The organism is Dongia sp. (genome assembly GCF_041905885.1).
Lineage (GTDB): Bacteria > Pseudomonadota > Alphaproteobacteria > Dongiales > Dongiaceae > Dongia.
Genome location: NZ_JAYRKD010000017.1, coordinates 13,068 through 39,980 on the forward strand (window position 1 = coordinate 13,068; position 26,913 = coordinate 39,980).

General features: G+C 66.1%; 23 protein-coding genes. 15 read left to right on the plus strand and 8 right to left on the minus strand.

Annotated features, from left to right (window positions below; translation table 11 throughout):
- Window positions 1–83 precede the first annotated feature (83 nt).
- From ftsH to ACH2CY_RS17085, 7 genes are all read left to right on the plus strand, one after another.
- On the plus strand, window positions 84–2,012 hold the full coding sequence (gene ftsH / locus ACH2CY_RS17055; RefSeq protein WP_395020512.1) for an ATP-dependent zinc metalloprotease FtsH: 1,929 nt from the start codon (window positions 84–86) through the stop codon (window positions 2,010–2,012).
- Window positions 2,009–3,121: a dihydropteroate synthase gene (gene folP / locus ACH2CY_RS17060; RefSeq protein WP_395020513.1), complete on the plus strand. Its 1,113-nt coding sequence runs from the start codon at window positions 2,009–2,011 to the stop codon at window positions 3,119–3,121. Before ftsH ends, folP begins: the two co-directional genes overlap by 4 nt.
- Before the next feature lie 15 nt (window positions 3,122–3,136).
- Window positions 3,137–4,279: a hypothetical protein gene (locus ACH2CY_RS17065; RefSeq protein WP_395020514.1), complete on the plus strand. Its 1,143-nt coding sequence runs from the start codon at window positions 3,137–3,139 to the stop codon at window positions 4,277–4,279.
- A gap of 136 nt (window positions 4,280–4,415) precedes the next feature.
- Window positions 4,416–5,768: a phosphoglucosamine mutase gene (gene glmM / locus ACH2CY_RS17070; protein ID WP_395020515.1), complete on the plus strand. Its 1,353-nt coding sequence runs from the start codon at window positions 4,416–4,418 to the stop codon at window positions 5,766–5,768.
- Window positions 5,765–6,190, plus strand: coding sequence for a hypothetical protein (locus ACH2CY_RS17075; RefSeq protein ID WP_395020516.1), 426 nt, complete (start codon window positions 5,765–5,767; stop codon window positions 6,188–6,190). The genes glmM and ACH2CY_RS17075 overlap by 4 nt, the downstream gene beginning before the upstream one ends.
- Window positions 6,191–6,230: 40 nt before the next feature.
- Window positions 6,231–6,500: a MoaD/ThiS family protein gene (locus ACH2CY_RS17080; protein ID WP_395020517.1), complete on the plus strand. Its 270-nt coding sequence runs from the start codon at window positions 6,231–6,233 to the stop codon at window positions 6,498–6,500.
- 1 nt (window position 6,501) lies between these two features.
- Entirely contained in the window at window positions 6,502–7,572 is a 1,071-nt protein-coding gene (locus tag ACH2CY_RS17085) for a WD40/YVTN/BNR-like repeat-containing protein (protein ID WP_395020518.1), read from the plus strand.
- A gap of 707 nt (window positions 7,573–8,279) precedes the next feature.
- On the opposite strand, the gene ACH2CY_RS17090 is transcribed toward ACH2CY_RS17085, so the two are convergent.
- Genes ACH2CY_RS17090 through ACH2CY_RS17100 form a run of 3 tightly spaced genes read right to left on the minus strand, consistent with a single transcriptional unit; the run spans window position 8,280 to window position 10,876 of the window.
- A complete protein-coding gene (locus ACH2CY_RS17090; protein ID WP_395020519.1) occupies window positions 8,280–8,606 on the minus strand; it encodes an AzlD domain-containing protein in 327 nt (108 codons plus the stop codon).
- A gap of 53 nt (window positions 8,607–8,659) precedes the next feature.
- Window positions 8,660–9,460 carry an AzlC family ABC transporter permease gene (locus ACH2CY_RS17095; protein ID WP_395020520.1) on the minus strand — a complete coding sequence of 267 codons (801 nt, stop codon included), beginning with the start codon at window positions 9,458–9,460 and terminating at the stop codon, window positions 8,660–8,662.
- A 3-nt stretch (window positions 9,461–9,463) separates the two neighbouring features.
- Complete coding sequence (locus tag ACH2CY_RS17100; protein ID WP_395020521.1) at window positions 9,464–10,876, minus strand: PLP-dependent aminotransferase family protein; 1,413 nt, start codon at window positions 10,874–10,876, stop codon at window positions 9,464–9,466.
- A gap of 101 nt (window positions 10,877–10,977) precedes the next feature.
- On the opposite strand from ACH2CY_RS17100, the gene ACH2CY_RS17105 reads away from it, so the two are divergent.
- From ACH2CY_RS17105 to ACH2CY_RS17115, 3 genes are all read left to right on the plus strand, one after another.
- Window positions 10,978–11,211 carry a DUF1127 domain-containing protein gene (locus ACH2CY_RS17105; protein ID WP_395020522.1) on the plus strand — a complete coding sequence of 78 codons (234 nt, stop codon included), beginning with the start codon at window positions 10,978–10,980 and terminating at the stop codon, window positions 11,209–11,211.
- Between the two features lie 2 nt (window positions 11,212–11,213).
- Window positions 11,214–12,002 (plus strand): PhzF family phenazine biosynthesis protein, encoded by a 789-nt coding sequence (locus ACH2CY_RS17110; protein ID WP_395020523.1) that lies wholly within the window; start codon window positions 11,214–11,216, stop codon window positions 12,000–12,002.
- 62 nt (window positions 12,003–12,064) lie between these two features.
- Window positions 12,065–12,691 (plus strand): LysE family translocator, encoded by a 627-nt coding sequence (locus ACH2CY_RS17115; RefSeq protein WP_395020524.1) that lies wholly within the window; start codon window positions 12,065–12,067, stop codon window positions 12,689–12,691.
- Here ACH2CY_RS17115 and pstB read toward each other — a convergent pair.
- The 4 genes from pstB to pstS form a co-directional block, all read right to left on the minus strand.
- Window positions 12,688–13,485 (minus strand): phosphate ABC transporter ATP-binding protein PstB, encoded by a 798-nt coding sequence (pstB, locus tag ACH2CY_RS17120; RefSeq protein WP_395020525.1) that lies wholly within the window; start codon window positions 13,483–13,485, stop codon window positions 12,688–12,690. The genes ACH2CY_RS17115 and pstB overlap by 4 nt on opposite strands.
- Entirely contained in the window at window positions 13,482–14,330 is an 849-nt protein-coding gene (gene pstA / locus ACH2CY_RS17125) for a phosphate ABC transporter permease PstA (protein ID WP_395020526.1), read from the minus strand. The genes pstB and pstA overlap by 4 nt, the downstream gene beginning before the upstream one ends.
- Window positions 14,331–14,333: 3 nt before the next feature.
- Window positions 14,334–15,317: a phosphate ABC transporter permease subunit PstC gene (gene pstC, locus ACH2CY_RS17130; protein ID WP_395020527.1), complete on the minus strand. Its 984-nt coding sequence runs from the start codon at window positions 15,315–15,317 to the stop codon at window positions 14,334–14,336.
- Window positions 15,318–15,422: 105 nt separating this feature from the next.
- Window positions 15,423–16,481, minus strand: coding sequence for a phosphate ABC transporter substrate-binding protein PstS (pstS, locus tag ACH2CY_RS17135; protein WP_395020528.1), 1,059 nt, complete (start codon window positions 16,479–16,481; stop codon window positions 15,423–15,425).
- Window positions 16,482–16,821: 340 nt separating this feature from the next.
- On the opposite strand from pstS, the gene ACH2CY_RS17140 reads away from it, so the two are divergent.
- Genes ACH2CY_RS17140 through ACH2CY_RS17160 form a run of 5 tightly spaced genes read left to right on the plus strand, consistent with a single transcriptional unit; the run spans window position 16,822 to window position 21,029 of the window.
- Complete coding sequence (locus tag ACH2CY_RS17140) at window positions 16,822–17,928, plus strand: ATP phosphoribosyltransferase regulatory subunit (protein WP_395020529.1); 1,107 nt, start codon at window positions 16,822–16,824, stop codon at window positions 17,926–17,928.
- A 12-nt stretch (window positions 17,929–17,940) separates the two neighbouring features.
- The gene (locus ACH2CY_RS17145) at window positions 17,941–19,230 is read left to right on the plus strand and encodes an adenylosuccinate synthase (protein WP_395020530.1); all 1,290 of its coding nucleotides are present in this window, start codon (window positions 17,941–17,943) and stop codon (window positions 19,228–19,230) included.
- A 17-nt stretch (window positions 19,231–19,247) separates the two neighbouring features.
- Window positions 19,248–19,454 carry a hypothetical protein gene (locus tag ACH2CY_RS17150; RefSeq protein ID WP_395020531.1) on the plus strand — a complete coding sequence of 69 codons (207 nt, stop codon included), beginning with the start codon at window positions 19,248–19,250 and terminating at the stop codon, window positions 19,452–19,454.
- 38 nt (window positions 19,455–19,492) lie between these two features.
- Window positions 19,493–19,888 carry a SirB2 family protein gene (locus tag ACH2CY_RS17155; RefSeq protein ID WP_395020532.1) on the plus strand — a complete coding sequence of 132 codons (396 nt, stop codon included), beginning with the start codon at window positions 19,493–19,495 and terminating at the stop codon, window positions 19,886–19,888.
- Between the two features lie 43 nt (window positions 19,889–19,931).
- Window positions 19,932–21,029 (plus strand): hypothetical protein, encoded by a 1,098-nt coding sequence (locus ACH2CY_RS17160; protein WP_395020533.1) that lies wholly within the window; start codon window positions 19,932–19,934, stop codon window positions 21,027–21,029.
- Window positions 21,030–21,130: 101 nt separating this feature from the next.
- Here ACH2CY_RS17160 and ACH2CY_RS17165 read toward each other — a convergent pair whose 3' ends face one another.
- On the minus strand, window positions 21,131–26,896 hold the full coding sequence (locus ACH2CY_RS17165; RefSeq protein WP_395020534.1) for a VCBS domain-containing protein: 5,766 nt from the start codon (window positions 26,894–26,896) through the stop codon (window positions 21,131–21,133).
- Window positions 26,897–26,913 lie beyond the last annotated feature (17 nt).

A 26,913-nucleotide genomic window follows, 5' to 3' on the forward strand; every position in this document is an offset into this window, starting at 1 on the left:
GGGAGCCGATTGGCGTTTAGAAGCCTGATGCTCAAGCTGGGCCGTACCGACTGGACCCATACCGACTGGACGAGGACTGAAAAGTGAATTTGGGCAAGAATCTCATCATCTGGGCGGCGATCATGGTGCTCCTGATCGTCCTCTTCCAGGTCTTCCAGAGCGGCAGCAGCCGGAACGGCCGCACCGAGACCGCCTACAGCGATTTCCTCGCCCAGGTCCAGCAGGGCCAGATCTCCGACGTGACCATCTCGACGTCGCAGAACCAGGGTCGCGCCATCAACGGCCACACCACCAACGGCACCGCCTTCTCGACCTATGCGCCGGAGGATCCCAAGCTGGTCGAGCTGCTGACCGCCAAGAACGTGAAGATCACCGCCAAGGCCGAGGATGATTCGATGAATCCTCTGCTGGCCATCCTGATCAACTGGGCGCCGCTGCTGATCATCGCCGGCGCCTGGATCTTCGTGATGCGCCAGATGCAGGCCAATGGCGGCAAGGCCATGGGCTTCGGCAAGTCCAAGGCGCGCCTGCTGAACGAGCGCGCCGGCCGCGTCACCTTCGACGACGTGGCGGGCATCGAGGAAGCCAAGGGCGAGCTGGAAGAGATCGTCGAATTCCTGAAGGACCCGCAGAAGTTCCAGCGCCTCGGCGGCAAGATCCCGAAGGGCTGCCTGCTGGTCGGCCCCCCGGGCACCGGCAAGACCTTGCTCGCCCGCGCCATCGCCGGCGAAGCCAACGTGCCGTTCTTCACCATCTCCGGCTCGGACTTCGTCGAGATGTTCGTCGGCGTGGGTGCTTCCCGTGTCCGCGACATGTTCGAGCAGGGCAAGAAGAACGCGCCTTGCATCATCTTCATTGACGAAATCGACGCGGTCGGCCGCCATCGCGGCGCGGGCCTCGGCGGCGGCAACGACGAGCGCGAGCAGACCCTGAACCAGCTGCTGGTCGAGATGGACGGCTTCGAGGCGAACGAGGGTGTCATCCTGATCGCCGCCACCAACCGTCCCGACGTGCTCGATCCCGCGCTGCTGCGCCCGGGCCGTTTCGACCGCCAGATCACGGTGCCGAACCCCGACATCAGCGGCCGCGAGCACATCCTCAAAGTCCATATGCGCAAGGTCCCGCTGGGCCCGGATGTGGACGCGCGGGTGATCGCCCGCGGCACGCCGGGCTTCTCCGGCGCCGATCTCGCCAACCTGGTGAACGAGGCGGCACTTCTGGCCGCCCGCTTCGGCAAGCGCGTCGTCACCATGTCCGACTTCGAGCAGGCCAAGGACAAGGTGCTGATGGGCGCCGAGCGGCGCTCCATGGTGATGACCGACGAGGAGAAGCTGGCGACGGCCTATCACGAGACCGGCCATGCGATCGTCAACATCGAGCTGCCCGAGTGCGACCCCTTGCACAAGGTGACGATCATCCCGCGCGGCCGTGCGCTCGGTGTCACCATGGCTCTGCCGGAGAAGGACCGCTACAGCTACACCAAGGGCTGGATGGAGAGCCGGATCGCCATGTGCTTCGGCGGCCGCATCGCCGAGCAGCTGATCTACGGCGAATCGCATCTGAATTCCGGCGCCTCCGACGACATCCGCCAGGCCACCGGCATGGCGCGCCGCATGGTGACCGAGTTCGGGATGAGCGAGAAGCTTGGGCCGCTGCGCTACAGCGAGAACGAGGAAGAGGTCTTCCTCGGCCACTCGGTGACCCAGCGCAAGAATGTCTCCGACGACACCGCCAGGCTGATCGACCAGGAAGTGCGGCGCATCGTCGAGGAAGGCGAGCAGAAGGCCCGCGAGATCCTGTCGAAGAATATCGACGGGCTCCACGTGGTCGCCAAGGCGCTGCTGGAATACGAGACGCTCTCCGGCGACGAGGTCCAGGCCTTGCTGCGCGGCGAGAAGATCCGCCAGGCCAACAGCGATTCCGACAAGCCGAAGCCGCGCTCCTCGGTGCCGACCGCCGGCGCCACGGTGCAACGCCCGACCGGTCTTGACCCGCGGCCGGGTACGGCGTGAGCACGGAAAGAACGGACACGATCGTCCCGAGCCCCGCCGAACGGCGGGGCTTTTCCGTTGCAGAAGGCGGGCGGCGCCGCTACCTGCTGCCGCGCGGGCTGCTGCGCGGTCCCGCGGCCGAGCGCGTGATTGAGGCGGGCGCCGCCTTGCCCCTGGCCGGCGGCGCCTTTGCCTTCTGCTTCGCCGAAAGCGCCGAGCGCAAGCCGGGCGAGGCCGGCATCCGCAAGCCGGTCTGGCTCGGCGATCTCGCCGCGCCGGATCGCGCGCTGCTGGACGGCCTGCTCGAGCCGCGCATGATCTGGGCGGGCTTCGATCTCCTGCGCCCGCTGATCATGGGCGTCGTCAACGTGACCCCCGACAGCTTCTCCGACGGCGGCGATTTCGCGCATGCCGACGACGCGATCGCCCAGGGCGTTCGCCTGGCGGAGCAGGGCGCCGACATCATCGACATCGGCGGCGAATCCACCCGCCCCGGCGCCCAGGAAGTCTCCGCCGAAGAGGAGATCCGCCGCGTCGTCCCCGTCGTCCGCGCCCTTTCCGAGCGCGGCCTCTGCGTCTCGATCGACACCCGCCATGCCGGGGTGATGGCGGCGGCGGTCGCGGCGGGTGCCCGCATCATCAACGACATCACCGCCCTGACCGGCGATCCGGACAGTCCCAAGGTCGCGGCCAAGTCCGGCGCGGCGATGGTGCTCATGCACATGCAGGGCGAGCCCCGCACCATGCAGGCCGACCCGCATTACGCCGACACGACCCTCGATCTCCTCGACTACTTCACCGAGCGCCTGGCCGATCTGCGCAACCTCGGCGTCGATCCCGCCCGCATCGCCCTCGATCCCGGCATCGGCTTCGGCAAGAAGGACCCGCACAACCTGCTGCTGCTCCAGGAGCTGGCCGCCTTCCAGGTCTTCGGCTGCCCGGTCCTGCTCGGCGTCTCCAGGAAGAGCTTCGTCGGCCGGCTCTCCCGCAAGGAGCCGCCGAAAGAACGCCTCGCCGGGTCCTTGGCCGCCGGCCTCGCCGGCCTCGACCAAGGCGTCCAGATCCTCCGCGTCCACGATGTGGCCGAGACCTACCAGGCCCGGGCGATCTGGGTGGCGATGGGCAGGTGACCGAACGAGGTCAACATGAAACGAAGCTTCTGGATGGTCTTGAGTTTCGTGATGCTGGGCCTGATCGTCCAGGTGCACCCGGTAGCCGCACAAGATCCGCCCAACGGGTTCTCGAAGGCGTTCTTCGAAGATATCGAGACGCCCTCTGAGATGACCGGCTTGTGGAATCGCGCTTTCGATCGGTGCGAAGCAGCCGCTCAGCAGCCGGTGGAAGATTGCATACTCGATCGTGCCGCGAAAATCATCGGCCACGGGAGTTTGACGGGTCCTCGCTGTGCGCACGTGTCTTATGCCATTGCCAGGCACTACTGCATCGTGATCGGATCAATCGCCGCGGACCTTATCGTCAAGTTTGAGCTCGATAGCGCTGACGGCTTCATCGAGGCGCAGGGCGATAGGTTGGAATTGGATCCCGCCGGCACGCAGGTGTGGTCATACTTGAACCGGAAGTGCCCAGCGCCCGCAGCTCCTGCCGGTTGTCACTTCGATGAGGTGTCACGCCGTTTAGATCCCGGCGCCAAGGATATTGCCTCGTGCAAGTCCATTGTCGAAGCGCATGGTCAGGTTGACTGCCTGATTGCGCACTGGTTCGCCGCACAAGTGCGCTCTGCCGAGACGGCGGAGAAAGTTGGCATTTCCGGCGACTTCTTCTTTCATCGAGGCGTGAAGCCGGCGATCAACGATCTTGCGCGGCATGCTCAGGCCAATTGCGCCCGGGCAGGGGCCGCCAGTGGCTCGGATTGCCTCGTCTCCAGCGTTGCCGCAGTTCTGCCTTACGGCAACGAGATGATGCCGTACTGCAGAGACATCGCAGACGACGTCGATCGCTATCTTTGTGTCTTGACCGGTGCCCTGGCGACCGACCTTTACGCAAGGATCGGCGTTGGACCTGCCGGCACCTTCTTGACGCAGTATGGGAGCGACCGGGAGCGAACGATTGACCGGGCAGATGCGGAAGTGGCGGTTTTCCTGGCAGAGAAATGTCGGAAGACCACCGACGGCACCCGATGCGGCCCCCAGGAACTGGCGCGCCGGCTTGAAGTCGCGCCCGACGCCCTGAAACAGTGCGATTTTTTGACCGAGGATCGGCAAAGCATAAACTGTCTCATGGCCAGCCATGTGGTCCAAACACTCCAGGCGGCCGACGGCCAGCTATGACGGCGAACCTGCGGTTTCGAATCTCGGAACGCCTAGCAGGGCCATTCGTCCGCGGTGGCAGCCATCGAAACCCCGCCCAAAAACCGCCATCCCCAATGCTATAATCCCCGCCAGGAACTCGAATCGGACCTAACCTATGACGCGCAAACTCTTCGGCACCGATGGTGTCCGCGGCCTCGCCAACAGCGAGCCGATCACCGCCGAGACCGCCCTCAAGCTGGCCTTGGTGGCCGGCGCCCATTTCACCCGCGGCGACCACCGCCACCGGGTGATCATCGGCAAGGACACCCGCCTCTCCGGCTACATGCTGGAGACGGCGATGACCTCCGGTTTTCTCTCGGCGGGAATGGACGTCATCCTGCTCGGCCCAATGCCGACCCCGGCCGTGGGCATGCTGACCCGCTCCATGCGCGCCGACCTCGGCGTCATGATCTCGGCCTCGCACAACCCTTATGAGGACAACGGCATCAAGCTGTTCGGCCCGGACGGGTTCAAGCTCTCCGACGAGATCGAAGCGGCGATCGAGGCGCGTCTTGCCTCGGGCGATCTCGCCAAGCTGCTGGCTCCTTCCGCCGAGCTCGGCCGCGCCAAGCGCGTGGATGACCCCGGCCGCTACATCGAGTTCGTGAAGTCGAGCTTTCCGAAGGGTCTCAGCCTCGCCGGCTTGAAGGTCGTTATCGATTGCGCCAACGGCGCCGCCTACAAGGTCGCCCCGACCGTGCTCTGGGAGCTGGGCGCCGAGGTGATCCCGATCGGCGTCGAGCCCAACGGCACCAACATCAACCGCGACTGCGGCGCCATGCATCCCGATCGCCTCAAGGCCTTGGTGCGCGAGCGCGGCGCCGATCTCGGCATTGCCCTCGACGGCGACGCCGACCGGGTCATAGTGGTCGATGAGCGCGGCCATGTGGTCGATGGCGACCAGCTGATGGGTGTCATCGCCCGGTCCTGGGCGGTGGCTGGCCGGCTCAAGGCCGACTGCGTCACCGCGACGGTCATGTCCAACCTCGGCCTGGAGCGATTCCTCCAGGCCCAGCGCATCGCCTTGAAGCGCACGCCCGTCGGCGACCGCTACGTGGTCGAGGAGATGCGCCGCAACGGCGGCAACCTCGGCGGCGAGCAGTCCGGCCATATCATCCTCACCGACTTCGCCACCACCGGCGACGGGCTGATGGCGGCGCTGCAGGTCCTGGCGGTCCAGGTCCAGGCCGACAAGCCGTCGAGCGAGACCCTCCGGGTCTTCGCGCCGCTGCCGCAGCTCCTGAAGAACGTGCGCTACCGCGCCGGCGCCGGCCTGCCGCTGGAGCAGGCCGCGGTGAAGGCCGCGATTGAGGCCGGCGAGGCGGAGCTCATCGGCAAGGGCCGGCTGCTGATCCGGAAGTCCGGCACCGAGCCGCTGATCCGCGTCATGGCCGAAGGCGAGGACGAGGAACTGGTGGCAAGGGTCGTCGCCGACATCGTGAAGGCGGTCGAAGCCGCCGCCGCATGAGCTTGCTCCGGCGGCTGGTCGTCCTCGCCTTGCTTCTGGCCAGCCCGGCGATCGCCGCCGACCCCCAGCCGCAGCTTCTCCAAGCCGGCTTCGCGGAAGAACGCCCCTGGCCCGAGGCGGCCCGCCGCGGCGGCTATGACCAGGCAGCGCTCAGCCTCACCAGCCCCGGCCTCGCCTTCTGGGTCGACGTCGCCCATCTCCAGCAGGGCGACCATCTGGTGCTCAGCCTGAAGAGCCCAGACCGCGGTATCATGGCGACGCGCGACATTCCTTTCAGTCGACCGACTGATCGCTTCTTCGCCTTCGCCGGTGCCAACCACCCGCAGCGCGGCTGGCAGTCCGGCCCCTATGTCGGGCGGGTTCAAGTCATCCGCGGCGACCAGATTCTCATCGAAGCGACACGCCAAATCGCCTTGCCATAGATCAATCGGTGAATAGAGTCCGCGGGCAGGGAGTGCCGCCATGCCTTCGGTCCAGTTCACGTCGCATCTCAGGAAGGTCGCACCGACCGGCAGCATGACGGTCGGCGGCGCGACCCTGCGCCGGGCGCTCGACGAAGTCTTCGCGCTGCATCCCAAAGTGAAGTCCTACGTGCTCGACGACCAGGAACGTCTGCGCAAGCATGTCGTCATCTTCGTCGACGGCGAACGTATTTCCGGCGGCAGCGACTTGATGCGGCCGGTCAGTCCCTCTGCCCAAATCTATGTTCTTCAAGCATTGTCGGGAGGATGAGATGGCGTCGCGTTTGCTGGTCGGCAGCCGCAAGGGACTCTTCGTCCTGGAACCGAAAGGCAGCGAATGGAAGATCGCGCAGCAGGCCTTCATCGGCCAGCCGGTCTCCCAGGTGCTCCACGACCCGCGCGACGGCAGCCTCTACGTCGCGCTCAACCTCGGCCATTTCGGCGCCAAGTTGCACCGCTCCGATGACCAGGGTACCACCTGGACCGAGGTCAGCGCGCCGGCCTTCCCCAAGCAAGAGGGGAAGGAAGATGCACCTAGCGTCGCCATGATCTGGGCATTGGAAGCGGCGGGCCTGGACATGCCCGGGGTGATCTGGGCCGGCACCATGCCGGCGGGCGTCTTCCAGTCCAAGGACAAGGGTGTCACCTGGACCCAGAACACTGCTTTCGACGCGATCCCCGGCAAGGCTGAGTGGTTCGGCGGCGGCAACGATGCGCCCGCTTTGCATTCGATCTCGATCCACCCGAAGGACAGCCGCAAGATGGTGGTCGGCATCTCCTGCGGCGGCGCCTGGGTCACCGAGGATGCGGGACTCACCTGGGGCAATGGCTGCAAGGGCATGTGGGCGGCCTATATGCCGCCCGATCAGAAACAGAACCCGGCCGCCCAGGACCCGCACCGGATCGTCCGGTGCCGCGACCATCCGGAGACGCTCTGGACCCAGCACCACAATGCCCAGTTCCGGTCCACCAATGGCGCCGCCGAGTGGAGCACGATCTCCGAGACCTTCGGCTTCGCCGTCGCCGCCCATCCGCGGAATGCCGAGACCGCCTGGTTCGTCCCCGCGCAGAAGGACGAGTTCCGCATCCCCGAGAACGGCGACTTCTGTGTCCTCAAGACCGAGGACGGCGGCAGGAGCTTCCGCCGCATCACCGCCGGCCTGCCGCCGAAACCCTGCTACGACCTCATCTACCGCCACGCCCTCGACGTCGATGAAGAGGGCCGCGCGCTCGCCTTCGGCTCGACCACGGGAAACCTTTGGGCAAGCGGGGATAGCGGCGAAAGCTGGCGCGTCGTCTCAAACCATCTGCCGCCGATCTACGTTCTTAAGTTCGCGCTTTAGGACGGAGCTGAGTCTCCACGTGAACTGCAAGAGATGCCCCTAAGAATCTGAAATTGAATTAATTTATCCTCTCTCCTCGTGGGAGGGGGTTGCGCAGGCTTATCGAGGCGCGGCCGACCCCCGGGTCGAAGAGCCGGGGGCGCAGCTGGGTGAGGGGGGGGGCGCCGGCAGGCGCGCAGCGCGTAAGCGCTCAGGGACGTGTTTGCTATCCAGGCGCTCTGACCATCGCGCGCGCCGGCGGCGGCTCTATGGTCCCGAGCAAATGAATCGCGCCGCCGAGATCGCGAGCCTGCAGCGCTTGGTCTCGGTATCGCGGAGATCAGCCGGAGCCGCGCCGCGGGGTTGGAGTTGGCGCTTGCCGTCCAGCAGGACACGCTCCAATCCCGCAACCGCTATCTGGCGAAGACGTCGGCAAAATTAGAACTCTGCGCCGCGGCCGGCCCAGTCCGGCGCTGGGCCGGCGAGCGCTTGGAGTTCCGTGACCTACCGGCTCGCACCTACATCACGGGTCGCTTGTCTTGGAACAAAAAGTGAACTATACCCGTCGCTTCGCTGCAGACACTCGCGTGTGTAAGTGAGATCTAGCCTCTGAACCCCGACGGGACCCCGACAGAATCAGCGGACCCCGACGGGACCCCGACGTCAACCAACCCCCACGGGACCCCCACGGAACCCGTCGACCCGGACGGAGACCGGCGGGACTGCTTTCAGACCGGCAGCAGCCAGCGCAGCAACAGGAAGGCGACGACCCCGGCGCCGATCGTGGCGAACAGGTTCTTGGCGAGATAGCTGACCGCGCAGGCGACCAGGGCGGCGAGCAAGGCCGGGTTGCTCCAGCTGATGTCGAGCTTGGTGCCGTCTCCCGGATAGAGCACGGTCGGCACGATGATCGCCGTCAGCACCGCGACGGGCACGAAGGCCAGCGCCCGCTCGATGATCGGCGGGAAGCGGAAATGGTTGGCGAAGAGATAGACCGGCCAGCGGATCACCAGGTTGATCAGCGCCATGCCGGCAATCATGAGTGCGGTGTTCATGCCCCAACCCTCATGCCCCAACCCTCATGCCCCAACCCTCATGCCCCAACCCCTCATGCCCAGGTCTTCTTTTCTTCAGGCGCGAGGTGGGCGGCATCTTCCTCGGTGGTGAGCCTGAGGCCGCGCTTGCGGATATCGAGGACCACGCCGACCACAATCCCGGCCAGCGCCGCCAGCATCAGGCCGAGCTTATAGGGCAGGGGATTGGCGATGACCGCCACCAGCCCGGCGGTGACCGCCGCGGCGAAGTAGGGCATCGAGGTCAAGAGCGGCACGACGATGCCGATGAAGGTCACCACCATGGCGAACTCTAGGCCCCAGTTCTGCACCTGCGGGAATCTTTGGCCGATGGTGATGCCGAGGAAGGTCCAGGTCTGCCAGTTGAGATACATGCCGATGCAGGAGGCTATGTAATACCAATGCGCATTAGCCCCACCGCCTTGCGTCCGGTACCGGCGCTCCATCACCGCGAAAGTTTCGTCGGTCAGGAAGGCGGCGAGCGGGAAGCGCCAGGCCTGGCTCAAGTGCCGCACGTGATCGACCAGGGTCGCGGCATAGAGCAGGTGCCGGAGGTTCAAGACGAAAGTCGCGAACCAGACGACCCAGATCCCCGATCCCGCACCCAGCAGCACGACGGCGATGAACTGCGCCGAGCCGGAGAAGACGAACAGCGACATCGCCATGGTCGCGAGCGGGCTCAGACCCTCGCCGGTCGCCAAGGTTCCGAACAGCAGGCCGAACGGAATCGAGCCGAACATGAAGGGCAGGGTATCCCTGAGCCCATGCCAGGCCTCGTCCAGCGGCGTCTGAGACTTCGGCGCATCGCTGCGCTCGAGCACTTCGGTCGCGGTCATGCGTTAGACCACGCCCATGTCGGCGCCGACGCTCACCCCCGGTGCCGAGCGTGCCGTCTGCGCGATGATGTTGAGACCCCGCTCCAGCACGCTGCGCTCCGGCGGTTCGCAGAGGCAGAGCCGGACCGCCGCCGGTGCGGTGCGGGTGGTGGCGAAGGCGCCGGCCGGCGTCACCGCCACGCCGCGCATCCGGAGCTCGAGCGCGAAGGCTTCCGCCGACCAGGGCTCGGGCAGCCGCATCCAGAGATGATAGGCCCTGAGCTCGGCCGAAAGATCATGGCCGGCCAGGATCTGCCGCGCGATCTTCTGCCGCGCGATCGCCTCTTCGCGATGCCCGTCGGCGAGCTCGCGGCCGATGCCGTTGCGGATCCAGTCGGCGCCGATCTCGGCGGTCAAGGGCGTCGCCATCCAGGTGGTCGAGCGCACGACCTGGGTGAAGTCGTCGCGGCTGCCCACGGGCAAGGCGAGGTAACCGACCCGGAGGCCCGGCGCCATCGACTTCGAGAGCGCGGTGAAATAATGGCCGAGCTCCGGCGCGAAGCTGGAAAGCGCCGGCGGCGTGTCGGCGCCCAACAGGAATCCGTAGACGTCGTCCTCGACGATCTTCACGCCATGGCGCTGGCAGATCGCCGCGATCTCGCGGCGGCGTTCGGCCGGCACCACCAGGGCAGTCGGGTTCTGCAGGTTGGTGACGCAGTAGAAGACCTTGGGATTGAGCGTGCGGCAGGCGGTCTCAAAGGCCTCGGGCTCGATGCCATGCTCGTCCATGGCGACGCCATGCAGGCGCACCCGCAGGAAGTCGGCCAGGCGGCGCAGGCCCGGATAGGTGAGGCACTCGGTGATCACCACGTCGCCGGGTTCGGTCAGTCCGCCGAGCGCCGCGGTCATGGCATGCTGGCCGCCGGCGGTCACGATCAGCCGCTCGGGCTCGATCGGGAAGCCGCACTCCGTCAGCCACTGCGCGCCGGCCGCGCGATGCGCCGCGACGCCGGCATGCGGGTGATAATCCATCAGCCGCGCGATGCCCGGCCGCGCGACGATGTCGGACAGCGTCTCGGCCAGAATCGAATCGCTGGTCATCGGCGTCGGGATGTTGACCGAGAGGTCGATGATCTGCGGCACGCCCAGCGGCGCCTCGATGTCGATCACCGATTGCGCCTTGCGGCGCCGCGCATCGGGACGCACGAAAGTGCCGCGCCCGACCTCGCCGCCGATCAAGCCGCGGCGCTCGGCCTCGGCGTAGGCGCGGCTCACTGTGCCGACCGTCACACCCAGGCGATATGCGAGATCGCGATGGGTGGGCAGTCGATCTCCAGGATTGAGATTTCCGCCCCGGACATCGACCGCAAGCGCTTCCGCAATCGCCAGATAGCGCGGTCCTTGGATTGATTCTATTTCAGGTCGCCACATTGTCATGGTGTCAATGTACCGATTGACTTCATCTGGCGTCAAGACATTATGACGTCAATCGCGACATTGAATCGGAAGTCGCGGGATTGCTCAGGAAAATGTCACAAATGGAGATCCAAATGTATCGATACAATTCTGAACACGGCAGCTTTCGACCGACCACCGGCGAGCGGCTGTCCACTTCCGGAATGCTCGTTCGCCTCGCGGAGACCATCGCCGTCGGGCTCGAGCGCCGTCGGCAGCGACTTGCTCTCGGCCGCCTGGATGACCGCATGCTCCGCGATATCGGTCTGACCTCGGCGGATGTGGAGGGCGAGGTTTCAAAGCCGTTCTGGAAGTAAGCATGCAACTCGACGTGTACCAAATCGACGCCTTCAGCGACCGGCCCTTCGCGGGCAATCCCGCGGGGGTCGTGCCGCTGAAGTCGTGGTTGCCCGACGCCACGCTCCAGTCGATCGCGGCCGAGATCAACCAGGCGGAAACCGCCTTCTTCGCGCCCGAAGGCGACCACTACCGCATCCGCTGGTTCACGCCGACCACCGAGGTGAAGCTCTGCGGCCACGCGACGCTCGCCAGCGCGCATGTCCTGCACTCGCTCGGCCAGGCGAATGGCAAGCTGGTCTTCGACAGCCTGTCCGGACCGCTCTCGGTCACGAAGTCCGGCGACAAGCTGGAACTGGATTTCCCGCGCCATGACGTCCGCCCGCAACCCGAAGCGCTGGCCAAGGTCGCCGCCTGTTTCGACGTGAAGCCGGTCGAGATGCATGTCGCCGAAAGCTACGACGCCTATCTGGCGCTCTACGAGAAGGCCGCCGATGTCGCGCGCCTCGTGCCGGATTTCGCGCGTCTCAACCAGGTCGACCGCACCGTGCTGGTGACCGCGCGCGGCGAGAACGGCATCGACTTCGTTTCCCGCTATTTCGCGCCCACCGCCGGCATCCCCGAGGATCCGGTCACCGGCTCGACGCATTGCGTGCTCGCCACCTTCTGGTCGCGGCTCCTGAACAAGAACACTTTCCACGCCAGGCAAGTCTCCAAGCGCAGCGGCGACCTCTGGCTGAAACTCGAAGGCGACCGCGTCAAGATCGCCGGCTTTGCCACCGCCGTGATGAAGGGCCAGATCACGGTCTGATCTCGGTGCGCCCCTCCCCCGACTTCGGGGGAGGCTGGGAGGGGGCCACAAACTCGCTACCCATGTTGATCGACCCCGAAACCTTCCTGCTCTTCCTCGGCGCGGTGATGATCCTGATGATCACGCCCGGCCCCAACATGGCCTTCGTGCTGACCAGCGGCGCCGCCTATGGCTGGCGCGGCGGGGTCGCGGCGGCCCTGGGCATCGGCGTGGTCGATCTCATCTTCACGCTGGTCTGCGCCTTCGGCCTCGCCGGCCTGCTTTCTGAATATCCCGATATGTTCGATGCGATCCGCTGGGCGGGTGCGGCCTACCTCATCTATCTCGCGATCAACTGCCTGCGCAGTGCCGCTGAAAAACCCGCGACGGCGGCGGTCCGCGCCGAGCCTTCGCGCTGGGCGATCTTCGTGCGCGGCCTCGCCTCGAACATCGCCAACCCCAAGGCGATCCTGTTCTTCCTGGTCTTCATCCCGCAATTCATCGATGCCGGGTCGGGCTCGGTCTTCGTGCAGTTCGTGGCCCTGGGTTGCGCGCTCGCCGTGATCGGCACGCTGTTCCACGGCTCATTGGGCGCGCTCGGCGCTGCGGGTGCCGCGCTCGCCGGGCAGGGCGCCAAAACAAAACGCGGCCTGCACTATCTGCAGGCCGCGGTGTTTCTCCTGATCGCCGGTCGCTTGCTGCTCGGTTAGCCGAAGCGGCCGGTGATGTATTCCTGGGTCTTCGGCATCGAGGGCGAGGTGAACAGCTTCTCGGTGGTGTCGAACTCGATCAATTCGCCCAAAAACATGAAGGCGGCGAAGTTGGTGCAGCGCGCCGCCTGCTGCATGTTGTGGGTCACGATCGCGATCGTGTAATCGACCTTCAGCTCGTCGATCAGCTCTTCGATCTTCGCGGTGGAGATCGGATCCAGCGCGGAGCAGGGCTCGTCGAACAGGATCACCTCGGGCTTCACCGCCACGGTGCGGGCGATGCAGAGGCGCTGCTGCTGGCCGCCGGAGAGGCCCTGGCCGCTGGTGTGGAGCTTGTCCTTCACCTCGTCCCAGAGGGCGGCGCGGCGCAGCGCCGATTCCACCCGCTCGTCCATCTCTGCCTTCGAGAGCTTCTCGTAGAGCCGGATGCCGAAGGCGATGTTCTCGTAGATCGACATCGGGAAGGGCGTCGGCTTCTGGAACACCATGCCGACCCGGGACCTGAGGCTGTCGGCGGATTCCTTCGAGGTCAGGATGTTCTCGCCGTCCATCAGCACCTCGCCCTCGGCGCGCTGCTTCGGATAGAGCTCGTAGATCCGGTTGATGATGCGCAGCAAGGTGGACTTGCCGCAACCCGACGGGCCGATGAACGCGGTCACCGCCCGGTCGTAGAGCGGCAGGTTGATGTTCTTCAGCGCCTTGGTCTGGTCGTAGTAGAAGTTGAGGTTGCGGATCGAGATCTTTTCCTTGCCGGCCGCGTTGCGGACGGTTTCGGGGAGAAATTCGGCGTTCATCGCTGCGCCTTCTTTGCAGTGAGCATGCGGGCAAAAACACTGAGGGTCAGCACCGAGAGGGTGATCAGCAGGGCGCCGGTCCAGGCGAGCTGCTGCCAGTCCTCATAGGGGCTGAGCGCGAACTGGAAGATCACCACCGGCAGGCTGGCCAGCGGCTGGTTCAAATTGGCGCTCCAGAACTGGTTGTTGAGCGCGGTGAACAGGAGCGGCGCGGTCTCGCCGGAGATGCGGGCGACCGCCAGCAGCACGCCGGTGGTGATGCCGGTGCGCGCCGCCCGATAGGCGATCGAGACGATCATCTTCCAGCGCGGCGTGCCGACCGAGGCAGCGGCTTCGCGGAGCGTATCCGGCACCAGCCGCAGCATGTCCTCGGTGGTGCGGACCACGATCGGGATCACCAGGATCGCCAGCGCCAGCGCGCCCGCGATGCCGGAGAAATGTCCCATGGTTGTCACGAGGAGTTCATAAACGAACAGGCCGACCACGATCGAAGGGGCCGAGAGCAGGATGTCGTTGATGAAGCGGACGATATGGGCGAGACGGCGGTAGCGGCCGTATTCGGCGAGGTAGGTGCCGGCCAGGATGCTGATCGGCGTGCCGATGAGGATGCCGATCACGGTCATCACCACGCTGCCGAAAATCGCGTTGAGCAAGCCGCCTTCCTCGCCCGGCGGCGGCGTCATCTCGGTGAAGACCGCGAGGCTGAGGCCGCTGATGCCGTTGTAGAGCAGGGTGCCGAGGATGATCGCCAGCATGGCGAGGCCGAGCAGGGCGGAGCCGACCGAGAGGCCCATCATGAGCCTGCTGCGGGCGCGGCGGCGGACGGGGAGTACAGCGTTCGCCATGGCTTACTTCCCCTGCTTTTCCATGCGGTGGAGCATCCAGCGCGCGGCGGCAAGCACGATGAAGGTGACGACGAAGAGGATCAGGCCGAGGGCGATCAGCGACGAGGTGTAGATGTCGCCGGTCGCCTCGGTGAACTCGTTGGCGATGGTGGCCGAGATCGTGGTGCCCGGCGCCATGATCGAGGCGGCGATCTTATGCGCGTTGCCGATCACGAAGGTGACCGCCATGGTCTCGCCGAGGGCGCGGCCGAGCGCCAGCATGACCGCGCCGATGACGCCGGCCCGGGTATGCGGGATGACGACCCGGCGCACCACTTCCCATTTGGTGCAGCCGAGGCCGTAGGCCGCTTCCTTCAGCACCGACGGGACGGTCTCGAACACGTCTCGGGTCACCGAGGAGATGAAGGGCAGGATCATGATTGCCAGGATGAGCGCCGCGGTGAACACGCCGATGCCGTAGGGCGGCCCGGCGAACAGGCTGCCCAGCACCGGCACGCCGTGGAAGAAGTCGATGACGGCAGGCTGGAAATTGCGCTGCAGGAACGGCGCCAACACGAACAGGCCCCAGATGCCGTAGATGATCGAGGGAATGCCGGCCAGGAGCTCGATCGCGATCGCGATCGGGCGCGCCAGCCAGGCCGGGCAGAGTTCGGTCAGGAAGACCGAGATGCCGAGGCCGACCGGCACCGCGATCAGGAGCGCGATCGCCGAGGTCAGCAGGGTGCCGTAGATCGGCGCCGCGGCGCCGAACTTGTCGGTCGCGGGATTCCAGCTCTGGCTGACCAGGAACTCGAAGCCGAAGGTCTGCAAAGCCGGGATCGAGCCGTGGATCAGCGAGACGAACACGCCGCCGAGAACGAGAAGCACCAGGCACGCCGAGCCGAAGGTCAGGGCGTGGAGCACGCGGTCGCCCATCGGACCGGGGCTGGTTCTGGGTCTGGTTTCGCCGGTCGCAGTCAAGGTTCCGCTCAGGGACATCTCGGTCATCTCGACGCTTGATCCATAGCAGGTTGGAGGTGAGGCGGGTAGCGAACGAAACGGGGAGCCGGTTGGCCGACTCCCCGCGCGTTTGTCTTCCTGCGGGCGGTGGACTTACATCCCCGCGTAGACCGGCTTGCCGCCGGAGGTCACGTTCTCGGACCAGCTCTTCTTGATCAGGTCCACCAGGCTGTCCGGCAGCGGCACGTAGGCGAGCTCGTCCGCCATGGCGTCGCCGTTCTTGTAGGCCCAGTCGAAGAACTTCAGCGCTTCGGCCACCGCGGCCGGATCCTTCGGCTCCTTGTGGACCAGGATGAAGGTCGCACCCGAGATCGGCCAGCTCTCGGCGCCGGGCTCGTTGGTGAGGATCATGTAGAAGCCCTTCGCGTTGGCCCAGTCGGCCGCACCGGCCGCCGCCTGGAAGGCCGCCGCCGACGGCGCAACCGCCTTGCCGTCCTTGTTGACCAGCTTGGCGAAGGTCATGTTGTTCTGCTTGGCATAGGCATACTCGACGTAGCCGATCGAGCCGGCGGTCTGCGCGACGTTGCCGGCGACGCCTTCGTTGCCCTTGGCGCCGATGCCGGTCGGCCATTCGAGCGCCGAGTTCGCACCGACCTTGTCCTTCCAGTCGCTGCCGACCTGCGCAAGATAGGTCGAGAAGATGAAGGTGGTGCCCGATCCGTCGGAGCGGTGCACGACGGCGATCGCCTGGTCGGGCAGCTTCAGCGACGGGTTGTGCGACTGGATCTTCGGGTCGTTCCAGGTCGTGATCTTGCCCTGGAAGATGTCGGCCAGGGTCGCGCCGTCGAGCACCAGGTCACCCGGCTTGATGCCTTCGAGGTTGACCACCGGCACGACGCCGCCCATCACGGTCGGGAACTGGGTCAGGCCGGCCTTCTCGAGCTCTTCCGGCTTCAGCGGCATGTCGCTGGCGCCGAAGGTCACGGTGTCGGCTTTGATCTGCTTGATGCCGCCGCCGGAACCGATCGACTGGTAGTTCAGGCCCACGCCGGTCTCCTTGTGGTAGGCGTCAGCCCACTTGGCGTAGATCGGATACGGGAAGGTCGCACCGGCACCCGAGATGTCGGCTGCGGTGGCGGCCGCCGGGATGGCGAGCGCCGCGGAGCTGAACAAAGCAGCTGCCGCGATAAAGCGGGTCAAATCCAGTTTCATAGGAGCCTCTCCTCCGTTTCGGAACGCAGAAATCTGCGCGCCGGTCCCCATCAACGACCGTCGTTTTCCTACGACGTTGCTAAAAAGCGACCCACGCGATGGGCTGGAAGCTAGGCAGGATCGGTTGCACTTTGATGACAGTGATCGAACGGAAATATGTCAAATCGGGGAAGGTTGGGTGTTGGCTGGGGATGCCCAGGGGGATGGCCCGGCTTGCCGGAGGGCGGGAAATCGGCTACCACCCAGCCGATATCCACCGGCCCATAATATTGGGCATTAATGCCAACCCCTGACCCCAGAGATCGGGCGCCCGATGTCCTCACCCGGCGAAAGATTCCTTTTGCCTGCAGGCCTTTCCGACGGCCTGCCGCCGGAAGCCGGCTTCGAGGCGGCGATCGTCGAACGGTTAATGGCGGCCTTCGCGGCCTGGGGCTACGAGCGCGTCAAACCGCCGCTGATCGAGTTCGAGGACAGCCTGCTCTCCGGCCCGGGCGAGGCCATGGCGGCGGACACCTTCCGCCTGATGGACCCGGTGTCGCAGCGGATGATGGGGCTCCGGGCCGACATCACCCCGCAGGTCGGCCGAATCGCCGCCAGCCGCCTCACCAACGCGCCGCGGCCGATTCGCCTCTCCTATGCCGGCCAGGTCCTGCGGGTGAAGGGCGAGCAGATGCGCCCCGAGCGCCAGATCGGCCAGGCCGGCGTCGAGTTGATCGGCACCACCGCCGCCGCGGCCGATGCCGAGGTGATCCTGCTTGGCGCCGAAGCGCTGAACGCGGTCGGCGTGAAAGAGCTGGTGGTCGATCTCAACGTGCCGACCCTGGCGCCGGCGCTGCTGTGGGAAGCCGGCATCGGCGATGCCAGAAACCTGATCGCGGCACTGGATCGCAAGGACATGACCGCCGTGCGCCAGGCGGCCGGCGAGCTCACGCCCTTGCTCGAGGCGCTGATCCATGCGGTCGGTCCGGCGGACACCGCCATCGAGGCGCTCGACGCGCTGCCGCTGCAGGGCTCCGCCGCGAAGCAGCGCGAGCGGCTGCGCGAAGTGGTGATGCTGATCCGCGCCGCGCGGCCCGACCTCACGCTCACCATCGATCCCACCGATCACCGCGGCTTCGAGTATCACACCGGCGTCACCTTCTCGCTGCTGGCGCCGGCGGTGCGCGGCGATTTCGGGCGCGGCGGCCGTTATGTGAACCAGGCCGGCGAACCTGCGACCGGCTTCACGCTCTATCTCGATACCCTGCAGCGGGCGCTGCCGGCGCCGGCGGCGCCGAACCGCGTCTTCGTGCCGAACGGCACGCCGGCCACGCAGGCGCAGAAGCTGCGCGGCGAAGGCTGGGTGACGATCCAGGGCCTGGAAGCGGTGAAGGATGATGCGGTGGAAGCGTGGCGGCTCGGCTGCACGCGGCTCTGGCGCGACGGCGAGTTGGCCGAACTGAAGTAGGAGTTTAGAGGCGTGGCGAATGTTGCAGTGATCGGCTCCCAATGGGGCGACGAGGGCAAGGGCAAGATCGTGGACTGGCTCTCGGAGCGCGCCGACGTGGTGGTGCGCTTCCAGGGCGGCCATAATGCCGGCCACACCTTGGTCATCGGCAACCAGACCTACAAGCTCTCCTTGCTGCCCTCGGGCATCGTGCGCTCCAAGCTTTCGGTGATCGGCAACGGCGTCGTGGTCGATCCCTGGGCGCTGCTGAAGGAGATCGACACCCTGCGCGGCCAGGGCGTCACCGTGACGCCCGACAATCTCGCACTCGCCGAGAATGCCGCCCTCATCCTGCCGCTGCATTCCAAGCTCGACATCCTGCGCGAGGAAGCGCGGGGTGCCGCCAAGATCGGCACCACCGGCCGCGGCATTGGCCCGGCTTATGAGGACAAGGTCGGCCGCCGCGCGATCCGCGCCTGCGACCTCCAGGATCTCGACAGCCTGGCCCCGAAGGTCGAGGCCCTGCTGCTGCACCACAACGCGCTGCTGAAAGGCATGGGTGCGCCGGAAGTGGACGGCCGCGAGCTCATCCAGCAGCTCCGGGAAGTGGCGCCGAAGATCACGCCCTTCATCCGCGTGGTCTGGAAGGAGCTCAACGACCGCCGTCGCCGCGGCGACCGCATCCTGTTCGAAGGCGCCCAGGGTGTCATGCTGGACATCGACCACGGCACCTCGCCCTACGTGACCTCGTCCAACACCGTGGCCGGCCAGATCGCCGCGGGTGCGGGCATCGGCCCGCGCGCGGTCGGCTATGTCCTTGGCATCACCAAGGCCTACACGACCCGCGTCGGCTCCGGTCCCTTCCCGAGCGAGCTCTTCGACAAGATCGGCGAGACCATCGGCGAGCGCGGCCGCGAGTTCGGCACCGTCACCGGCCGCCGCCGCCGCTGCGGCTGGTTCGACGCGGCCTTGGTGCGCCAGTCGGCGAAAGTCTCGGGCATCGACGGCATCGCGCTCACCAAGCTCGACATCCTCGACGGCTTCGAGGAATTGAAGATCTGCACCGGCTACACTATCGACGGCCAGGAAGTCGATCACCTGCCGGCGGCGACCCAGCTTCAGGCCAAAGCGAAGCCGGTCTACGAGAGCATCGAAGGCTGGAAGGAATCCACCAAGGGCGCCCGTTCCTGGGCGCAGCTCCCGGCGCAGGCGATCAAATACATCCGCCGCGTCGAGGAGTTGATCGAGGTGCCCGTCGCCCTGCTCTCCACCAGCCCGGAACGCGACGACACCATCCTGGTGACCGACCCCTTCGCGGATTGAGGCGAAGGCGGTGGATCATGGATGATCCGACCCATTCGCTCTTCTTCTACGCTGCAGTCGCGGCGATTGTGCTGCTGGCGCTGTCGCTCTGGTCGCTCAAGCAGCGCGGTCGCATTCCGATTCCGCGGCTTTCTCCGCGCGGCAAGCTGTTGCTGATCGCCGGAGCGTTCCCCCTCACGGTTCTCATAGCGCTCCTCCTGCAGTTCCTTCAACGATACCGTTGAGCGTAATACCGGCCATGGAGGTGCCGCGAGGAGAGGACGTGACGGAGCTCTATCCCTGGATCAAGCTGGTGCACATCGCCGCGGTCGCGGCGAGCGGCAGCCTGTTCGCGCTGCGCGGCTTGCTGCTGATCCTCGATCGACCCTGGGCGATGGCGCGGCCGGTCCGCACCTTGAGCCAGGCGATCGACACCCTGCTGCTGGCGGCGGCCATCACGCTGACCGTCATCATCGGCCAGTATCCTTTCGCGGACGCTTGGCTGACGGCGAAGGTGCTGCTGCTCGTGCTCTATATCGCGCTCGGGGTGATCGCCTTCCGCAAGGAACGCAGCAAGGCCGCGCGTATCTTCTATTGGCTGGCGGCGCTCGCCGTCTTCGGCTTCATCGTCTCCGTCGCCTTGACGCACGACCCGCGCGGCCTGTTCAGCTTGCTCTAGTCTAGCATTTGGCTGCCATCACAACCCCGGCTAGAATGCACCGATGAGACTAAGGTCGCGCCAGTACTTCTTAGGCGCGCTTGCCGTCGGGCTGCTGGCGGCCAGCGCCTATTGGTATGCCCTCATGCACCAGGACAATGTAGCTCTGGCGCAGAGATGGATCGACGCGGGCCGATCGCTCCAACTGCTTGCGGCGGAGGCCAACGAAACCTCAGTCGGCCCGGATCGGTTGAGTTACTTTCGCACGGCCTATCTGAATGCCCTCGATATCTATCCCGGGCTGGCTTTCGCAGACCGCAAACTCCTCAAGGATGCGCACACGGAGGCGGAGCGAATTGGGACGACAGGGCACCACTTCGTCGTTGGAATCGATTCCACGACGCTCGAACTGCGCAGTGGCCAATTCTTCCGAAGGGCCTTGGAAATTGATCCGAACAATTCTGCGGCAAAGGCCGGCTTGCGTGAAGCGGTGGGTTACCTGCTTGCCGTCACTCGAGGCTGTGGCGAGCTATGCGGTCCAAGCCTGATCTATCAGCGCATCCTGGAACTGGACCGAGAACAGGTCGAGGCGGACCGGCGGGATCCAGAGGCGCAGTTCGCTCGGGATGCCGAAGTCCTGATCCGGAACGGCGCAGTATATGATGCCGCCGTGCTGCTGCAGGTCGTGCAAGAGCGGGCTCCGGGCAACAGCGAGGCTGCCGTGCTCCAGCCCGAGATATTGCGCCGCGTGCTCGAAAGGGGATGGCGCGAGATCAAGCTCGGAGACTCTGGATATGGAGCTTTGCAGTGGCTGAAACAGGCAAGGGCGCTGGACCCGGCTGGCGCCGAGACGAAGCAGCTCGGTGTTGCAGTGGCCGACAGCATCGCCGTGGCGGGCGATCGGAAATTCTTGCTGCATATTCGCGGGCGGGGCGGCGATCCGCTGATGACCTATCACGACGCGCTGGAGATCGACCCAGACAACGCCAATGCCAACGGAGGCATCGCCGCGCTTCTGCTCTATTGGGAGGTCAGCCGCGACATGGATAATGGCGCGACTGCCGACATCAAGCGGGCGCTCGAAACGGTGGCCGCCGAAGATCCCGAGCGGCCAGGCTTGGCGAAGCTGCGTCAGCTCATGGGGCAATCGGCCGCAAACTAGCCGGCATCCTCCAGGAAGCGGGTTGACGGCGGAGGTTCTGCTGCTCGTCCTCAATATCGCGCTCGGCATTCGCGCCTTCCGGAACGAACCACGCGCGGGCGTTAGACCGCGACGTCGGTGTCGACCGCCAGCACGGCTTGGCCCTGGGTGTAGAGCTGATAAAGCTGCCCTTCCAGGGTGGTCGTGCCGTCGCCGTTCGAGCCGCCGGCACCGGCTTCGGTCCAGCCGTCGCCGAAGACCAGGGAGTCGCCGGCGTCGCCGGCGACGATCAGCGCGTCGCCCGCGCCGGCCGGGTGCGGGCTTGCGCCCGGGTCGACATCGGAATGGTGCAGAGTGCCGATGCCCAGCACATCCGACGCATGCAAGGTGAGGGTGTTGTCGCCGGAGCCGGTGAGGTCGATCTTCTCGATGCCCGTGACCCGGATGCCCGCGGTCAGGTCGAGATGCAACCCCGCGCCGTCGATGAACAACGTGTCGAAGCCGCCGCCGCCATCGACCTCGAGGGATTCGGTCGTGGCGACATGGAAGCTGTCGTTGCCAGCGCCGCCCTGGAAGACGTTGTCGCCGTCGTCTTCGCCGAAGAAGAGATCGCTGCCGCCGGCACGCCCTGCCAGCAGCAGCTCGTCGCTGCCGTGGATGGAGATCTTGACCTGCTGGCCGTGCCCGTCGGCGGTCATGACGGCGAAGCTGTCGGCGAGCGTGCCGCCGGCGCCGAGCGCCTGCACGTCGGGATCGGCGTTGTTGAGCACATAGGTCCAATGGCCGGCGCCGTCCACCGACCAGCTGCCGTGCAGCGCGGTGCCGGCGGCGTTGGGCTGGGTCCCGGACTCCCCGTTGTCGAGATCGGACACAACGAGCGTGCCGGAAACCGAGGAGAGACTGCCGCCGTCCTCGGTCACAGTGCCGAAGATGTCGCCGGACACGCTGGGGACGTCGTTGACGCCGTGCAGGGTGATGGTGACCGCCTGGCCGGCCGAGCCGTCGGCGCTGGTGACGACGAAGCTGTCGGTCGCCGTGGCGCCGGCGGCGAGGGCCTGGACGTCGAGCAGGAAGTCGTTGCGCGTGTACGACCAGAATCCATCGGCATCGACCGTCCAGCTGCCGTATTTCGCGGACCCGCTTTCCGCCTTGGTCCCGGAATCGCCGAGGTCGGGGTCGATGACGATCAGCGTGCCCGAGGCGGTCTTGACGGCGGCATCCTCGGTGAGGTCGCCGGTCGAGACTCCGAAGAAGAACGGCACGCGGTTGCCGTCGATGGTGATCGAGACGGTCTCGCTCGCGGATCCGTCCAGGCTCTTCACCACGAAGCTGTCGCTGAGGGTCGCGTCCTTGGCGAGGATCGCAACCGCCGGATTGGTCTGGTCGACGGTGTAGCTCCAATGCCCGTCGGCATCGACCGACCAGCTGCCATAGGTCGCCGTGCCGCTTGCCGCCTGGGCGTGCGACTGGTCGTGGTCGAGATCGGTCACGGTCAGCGTGCCGGTCGCCGCCACGCTGCTGTCCTTCGTCACCTCGCCCGCCTTGTCGCCGGAGATCGCGGCCAGGTCGTTGATGCCATCGACAAACACGTTCACGTCAACGACGTTGCTGTAGGCCTCGCCGTCGAACACCTTGTATTTCAGGCTGAATGCCGCCTCCTCGCCTGCCGCCAGATAATCGAGGCTCAGGCCGGGGTCGAAATGCATGAGGCCATCCGGATCCAAGATGAGCCCGGCCGAGGCCGTTCCTTCGACGACGAAAGTGAAGCTCGTATTGTCCGGATCGCGAAGCGTCGGCCCGATCTTCGTAAGATCGAATGAATTTGCAGCATCCTCAAAGGTGCCGATGTTGATGCTCTCGAACAGCTTTCCGGTCGGACCGACAAGCGCCGGCGCGTCGTTGTGGCCGTGGATGGTGACGGTGACCTCCTGGCCGGCGGTGCCGTCCAGGCTCTTGACGACGAAGCTGTCGGTCAGCGTGCCGCCGGTCGCCAGCGCATTGACCGTCGCGTTGCCGTCATCGACCGCGTAGTTCCAATTCCCGTCGGCATCGACCGACCAGCTGCCGTAGGTCGCCGTGCCGCTCTGCGCAAGCGCCTGCGATTGGTCGTGGTCGAGATCGGTTACCGTCAGCGTGCCGGTCACCGCGATGCCGCTGTCCTCCGTCACCGCCCCGGTCTTGTCTCCGGTGATCGAGGCCAGGTCGTTTATGCCCCCGATAGCGAACCTGATGGTGACGATGTTGCTGTCCGCCTCGCCATCGGAAACCTTGTAAGGCAGACCGAACTCTACGGTCTCTCCGTCGGCCAGGTAGTCGTAATTGCCTGCAACATTCACATGCCAGGTGCCGTCCGGATCCAAACTGAGCCCGACCGGCCAAGTCCCTTCCTCGGCAAAGGTGAAACTTGTGCTGTCCGGATCGACGATCGAGGTGGACGCCGCCAAGTCGTCCGAACCCGCGATGTCCTCGCTGATTCGGATCGCGAGCAAGCTCGTCGAAATCACCGGCGCGTCGTTGTGGCCGTGGATGGTGACGGTGACCGCTCGGCTCGCCGTGCCGTCCAGGCTCTCGACGGTGAACGTGTCGGTCAGGGTGTCGCCGGTCTTCAGCGCGTTGACCGTGGCATCGCCGTCATCGACCGCGTAGCTCCAGTTTCCGTCGGCATCGACCGACCACTTGCCGTAGGTCGCGGCGACGTCGTTCGCAGCCTGGGTATGCGCCTCGCCGTTGTCGGGATCGATCACCGTCAGCGTCCCGGTCGCCGCCGCGCCGCTGTCCTCGGTCGCATCGCCGGTCTTGTCGCCGGAGATCGAGGCCAGGTCGTTGTCGCCGTGGAGCGTGATGGTGAGTTCCTGGGTGGTGCTGCCGTCCAGGCTCTTGGCCGTGAAGGTCTCGACCAGCGTTTCGCCGGCCCCCAATGCCACCAGCACCGGGTCGCCGCTGAACGGAACATAGGTCCAGCCGCCGTCGGCCAGCACCTGCCAGGCGCTGTGCGCGCCGATGAAAGTGTCCGCCTGGAAGGAGGACTGGCCGGGATCGGGATCGCTGATGGTCATCTGCCCGAAGAACACGCCCTCATGGACCGCAAGCTCGCCCGTGGTCGTTCCACCGATCGTCGGCACGCCGTTGAGGTGATGGATCGTCACCGTCACCGTCTGGCTGGCGCTGCCGTCCAGGCTCTTGACCTTGAAGCTGTCGGTCAGCGTGTCGGTCTCGCCCAGACCGGCGACGGCGGGATTGCCGGCATCGACCGCGTAGGTCCAGTTCCCGTTCTTGTCGACCGCCCAGCTGCCGTAGGTGCCGAGGCCTGAGGTCGCCTGGGCAAAGGCCTCGTCGTGGTCGGGATCGGTGACGGCCAGCGTCCCCGCGGTGAAGGGCAGCAGTCCCACGTCGCCGGTCTTGTCGCCGGAAATGCTCGCGGCGTCGTCATGGCCGTGGATGGCGATCTGGATGATCTTGCTCGCCGTGCCGTCCTTGCTCTTGACCGTGAAGCTGTCGGTCAGCTTCTCGCCGTCCTTCAGCCCGTTGACCGCCGCGTTGCTGTCGTCGGCGGTGTAGCTCCAGTGTCCGTCGGCATCGACCGACCAGGAGCCGTAGGTCGACGTGCCGCTCTCCGCGAGCGTCTTCGATTGGTCGTGGTCGAGATCGCTCACCGTCAGCGTGCCGGTCGCGGCGCTGCCGCTGTCCTCGGTGGTCTCACCTTCCACGTCGCCAGAGATCGAGGCGGCGTCGTTGGCGCCCAGCACCAGAACCGAGAAGGTCAGTGTATTGCTGTCCGCTTCTCCGTCGGAAACCTTGTATTGCAGCACCGCGTGCGTGGTCTCCCCGCTCGCCAGGTAGTCGTAGTTTCCCGCCAGGTTGATGTGCAGGGCGCCGCCGGGATCGAGCGTAAGGCCGGCCGGCGCGGTGCCGTCGACTTCGAAGGTGAAGCTGGTGCTGTCCGGATCGACCACCTTCACTTCGTTCGAAAGATCGAGTCCGGAGTTCAGGTTCTCGTCGATAACGGCGCCCCCGGCTTGCGTCGTAATCACCGGCGCGTCGTTGTGGCCGTGGATGGTGACGGTGACCGCCTGGCCCGCCGTGCCGTCCAGGCTTTCGACGGTGAAGCTGTCGGTCAGGGTGCCGCCGGTCTTCAGCGCGTTGACCGTGGCGTTGCCGTCATCGACCTGGTAGCTCCAGTGGCCGTCCGCATCCACCGACCACTTGCCGTAGGTGGCGGCGACGTCGTTCGCAGTCTGCGTATGTGCCTCGCCGTTGTCGGGATCGATCACCGTCAGCGTCCCGGTCGCCGCCAGGCCGCTGTCCTCGGTGGCATCGCCGGCCTTGTCACCCGAGAGCGAGGCCAGGTCGTTGTCGCCGTGCAGCGTGACGGTGATCTCCTGGGTCTTGCTGCCGTCCAGGCTCTTGGCCGTGAAGGTCTCGACCAGCGTGTCGCCGGCCCCCAATGCCACCAGCACCGGGTCGCCGTTGAACGGAACATAGGTCCAGCCGCCGTCGGCCAGCACCTGCCAGGCGCTGTGCGCGCCGACCACGCTGTCCGGCTGGAAGGAGGACTGGCCGGGATCGGGGTCGCTGATGGTCATCTGCCCGAAGAACACCCCGTCATGGACCGCGAGCTCGCCGCTGGTCGTGCCGCCGATGGTCGGCACGCCGTTCTGGTGATGGATCGTGACGGTGACCGTCTCGCTGTCGCTGCCGTCGAGGCTCTTGACCGTGAAGCTGTCGGTCAGGGTGTCGGTGGGGCCGAGATTGGCGACGGCGGCATTGCCGGCATCGACCGCGTAGGTCCAGTTGCCGTCGGCATCGACCGACCAGCTGCCGTAGGTCGCGAGGCCCGAGGCGGCCTTGGTGTGGGCCTCGCCCGCATCCCGGTCGGTGACGGTGAGGGTGCCGTGGACCGGCTCGCCGGCATTGACGGCGCTGCCGCTGTTCTGGCCGGCGATCCGGGCGAGGTCGTTGGTGCCGTTGATGGTGACGCTGATGACCTTGGAGGCGCTGTGGTCCTGGCTGAAGATGGTGAAGCTGTCGGTCAGCTTGTCGCCGACCCCCAGCGCCTGCACCGCCGCGTTGGCATTGTTGAGCTTGTAGCTCCAATGGCCGTCGGCATCGACCGACCAGGTGCCGTAGGTCGCGGCCGCGTTGTTCACGACCGCGGTGTGGGACTGGCCGGGATCCTTGTCGACCACCGTGACGGTGCCGGTCGAGGTCAGGACTCCGTCTTCCTTCACCGCCTTCACGAAGGTCACGCCGGTGAAGCTGGCGCCGCCATCGCCGTGGATGGTGATGGTGACGGTCTTCGACGCGCTGCCGTCCTCGCTGCTGACCACGAAGCTGTCGGTCAGGGTCTGGCCGCCGTCCAGCGCGATGACCGCGGCATTGGCGGAATCGAGATTGTAGGTCCAGTGACCACCGGCATCGACCGACCAGCTGCCGTAGCCGGCGCTGCCGGCCGCCGCCTTGGTGTGCGCCTCGCCGGCGTCCTTGTCGCTGACATCGAGCATGCCGGAGGCGCTGAACGTCGTGGTCTCGGTGACGTCGCCGCTGCTCTGCCCGCTGATCGAAGCGAGGTCGTTGGTGCCGTTGATGACGATAAGGACCGTCTTCGACGCGCTGCCGTCCTGGCTGGTGACCACGAAACTGTCGAAGAGCTTGTCGCCGGCGCCGAGCGCCTGGATCGCCGGGCTGGCATCGTTGAGCCTGTAGCTCCAGTGGCCGTCGGCATCGACCGACCAGCTGCCGTAGGCCGTCGTCGCGTTGGTCACGACTATGGCTTGCGCCTCGCCCGGATCCTTGTCGCTGACCGTCAGCGTCCCGGTCGCCGTCAGCGCCCCGTTTTCCTTGACGTATTTCGACGCCGTGCCGCTGATGCTCGCCTTGCTGTTCGCCATGTCGCTCCCCATCCTGG

Bases quoted from the DNA above. Each gene is read 5' to 3' on its own strand.
- ACH2CY_RS17065 (WP_395020514.1), top strand. From the start codon at position 3,137: ATGAAACGAAGCTTCTGGATGGTCTTGAGTTTCGTGATGCTGGGCCTG.
- glmM (WP_395020515.1), top strand. From the start codon at position 4,416: ATGACGCGCAAACTCTTCGGCACCGATGGTGTCCGCGGCCTCGCCAAC.
- ACH2CY_RS17075 (WP_395020516.1), top strand. From the start codon at position 5,765: ATGAGCTTGCTCCGGCGGCTGGTCGTCCTCGCCTTGCTTCTGGCCAGC.
- ACH2CY_RS17080 (WP_395020517.1), top strand. From the start codon at position 6,231: ATGCCTTCGGTCCAGTTCACGTCGCATCTCAGGAAGGTCGCACCGACC.
- ACH2CY_RS17085 (WP_395020518.1), top strand. From the start codon at position 6,502: ATGGCGTCGCGTTTGCTGGTCGGCAGCCGCAAGGGACTCTTCGTCCTG.
- ACH2CY_RS17090 (WP_395020519.1), bottom strand. From the start codon at position 8,606: ATGAACACCGCACTCATGATTGCCGGCATGGCGCTGATCAACCTGGTG.
- ACH2CY_RS17095 (WP_395020520.1), bottom strand. From the start codon at position 9,460: ATGACCGCGACCGAAGTGCTCGAGCGCAGCGATGCGCCGAAGTCTCAG.
- ACH2CY_RS17100 (WP_395020521.1), bottom strand. From the start codon at position 10,876: ATGACAATGTGGCGACCTGAAATAGAATCAATCCAAGGACCGCGCTAT.
- ACH2CY_RS17105 (WP_395020522.1), top strand. From the start codon at position 10,978: ATGGAGATCCAAATGTATCGATACAATTCTGAACACGGCAGCTTTCGA.
- ACH2CY_RS17110 (WP_395020523.1), top strand. From the start codon at position 11,214: ATGCAACTCGACGTGTACCAAATCGACGCCTTCAGCGACCGGCCCTTC.
- ACH2CY_RS17115 (WP_395020524.1), top strand. From the start codon at position 12,065: ATGTTGATCGACCCCGAAACCTTCCTGCTCTTCCTCGGCGCGGTGATG.
- pstB (WP_395020525.1), bottom strand. From the start codon at position 13,485: ATGAACGCCGAATTTCTCCCCGAAACCGTCCGCAACGCGGCCGGCAAG.
- pstA (WP_395020526.1), bottom strand. From the start codon at position 14,330: ATGGCGAACGCTGTACTCCCCGTCCGCCGCCGCGCCCGCAGCAGGCTC.
- pstC (WP_395020527.1), bottom strand. From the start codon at position 15,317: ATGACCGAGATGTCCCTGAGCGGAACCTTGACTGCGACCGGCGAAACC.
- pstS (WP_395020528.1), bottom strand. From the start codon at position 16,481: ATGAAACTGGATTTGACCCGCTTTATCGCGGCAGCTGCTTTGTTCAGC.
- ACH2CY_RS17150 (WP_395020531.1), top strand. From the start codon at position 19,248: ATGGATGATCCGACCCATTCGCTCTTCTTCTACGCTGCAGTCGCGGCG.
- ACH2CY_RS17160 (WP_395020533.1), top strand. From the start codon at position 19,932: ATGAGACTAAGGTCGCGCCAGTACTTCTTAGGCGCGCTTGCCGTCGGG.
- ACH2CY_RS17165 (WP_395020534.1), bottom strand. From the start codon at position 26,896: ATGGCGAACAGCAAGGCGAGCATCAGCGGCACGGCGTCGAAATACGTC.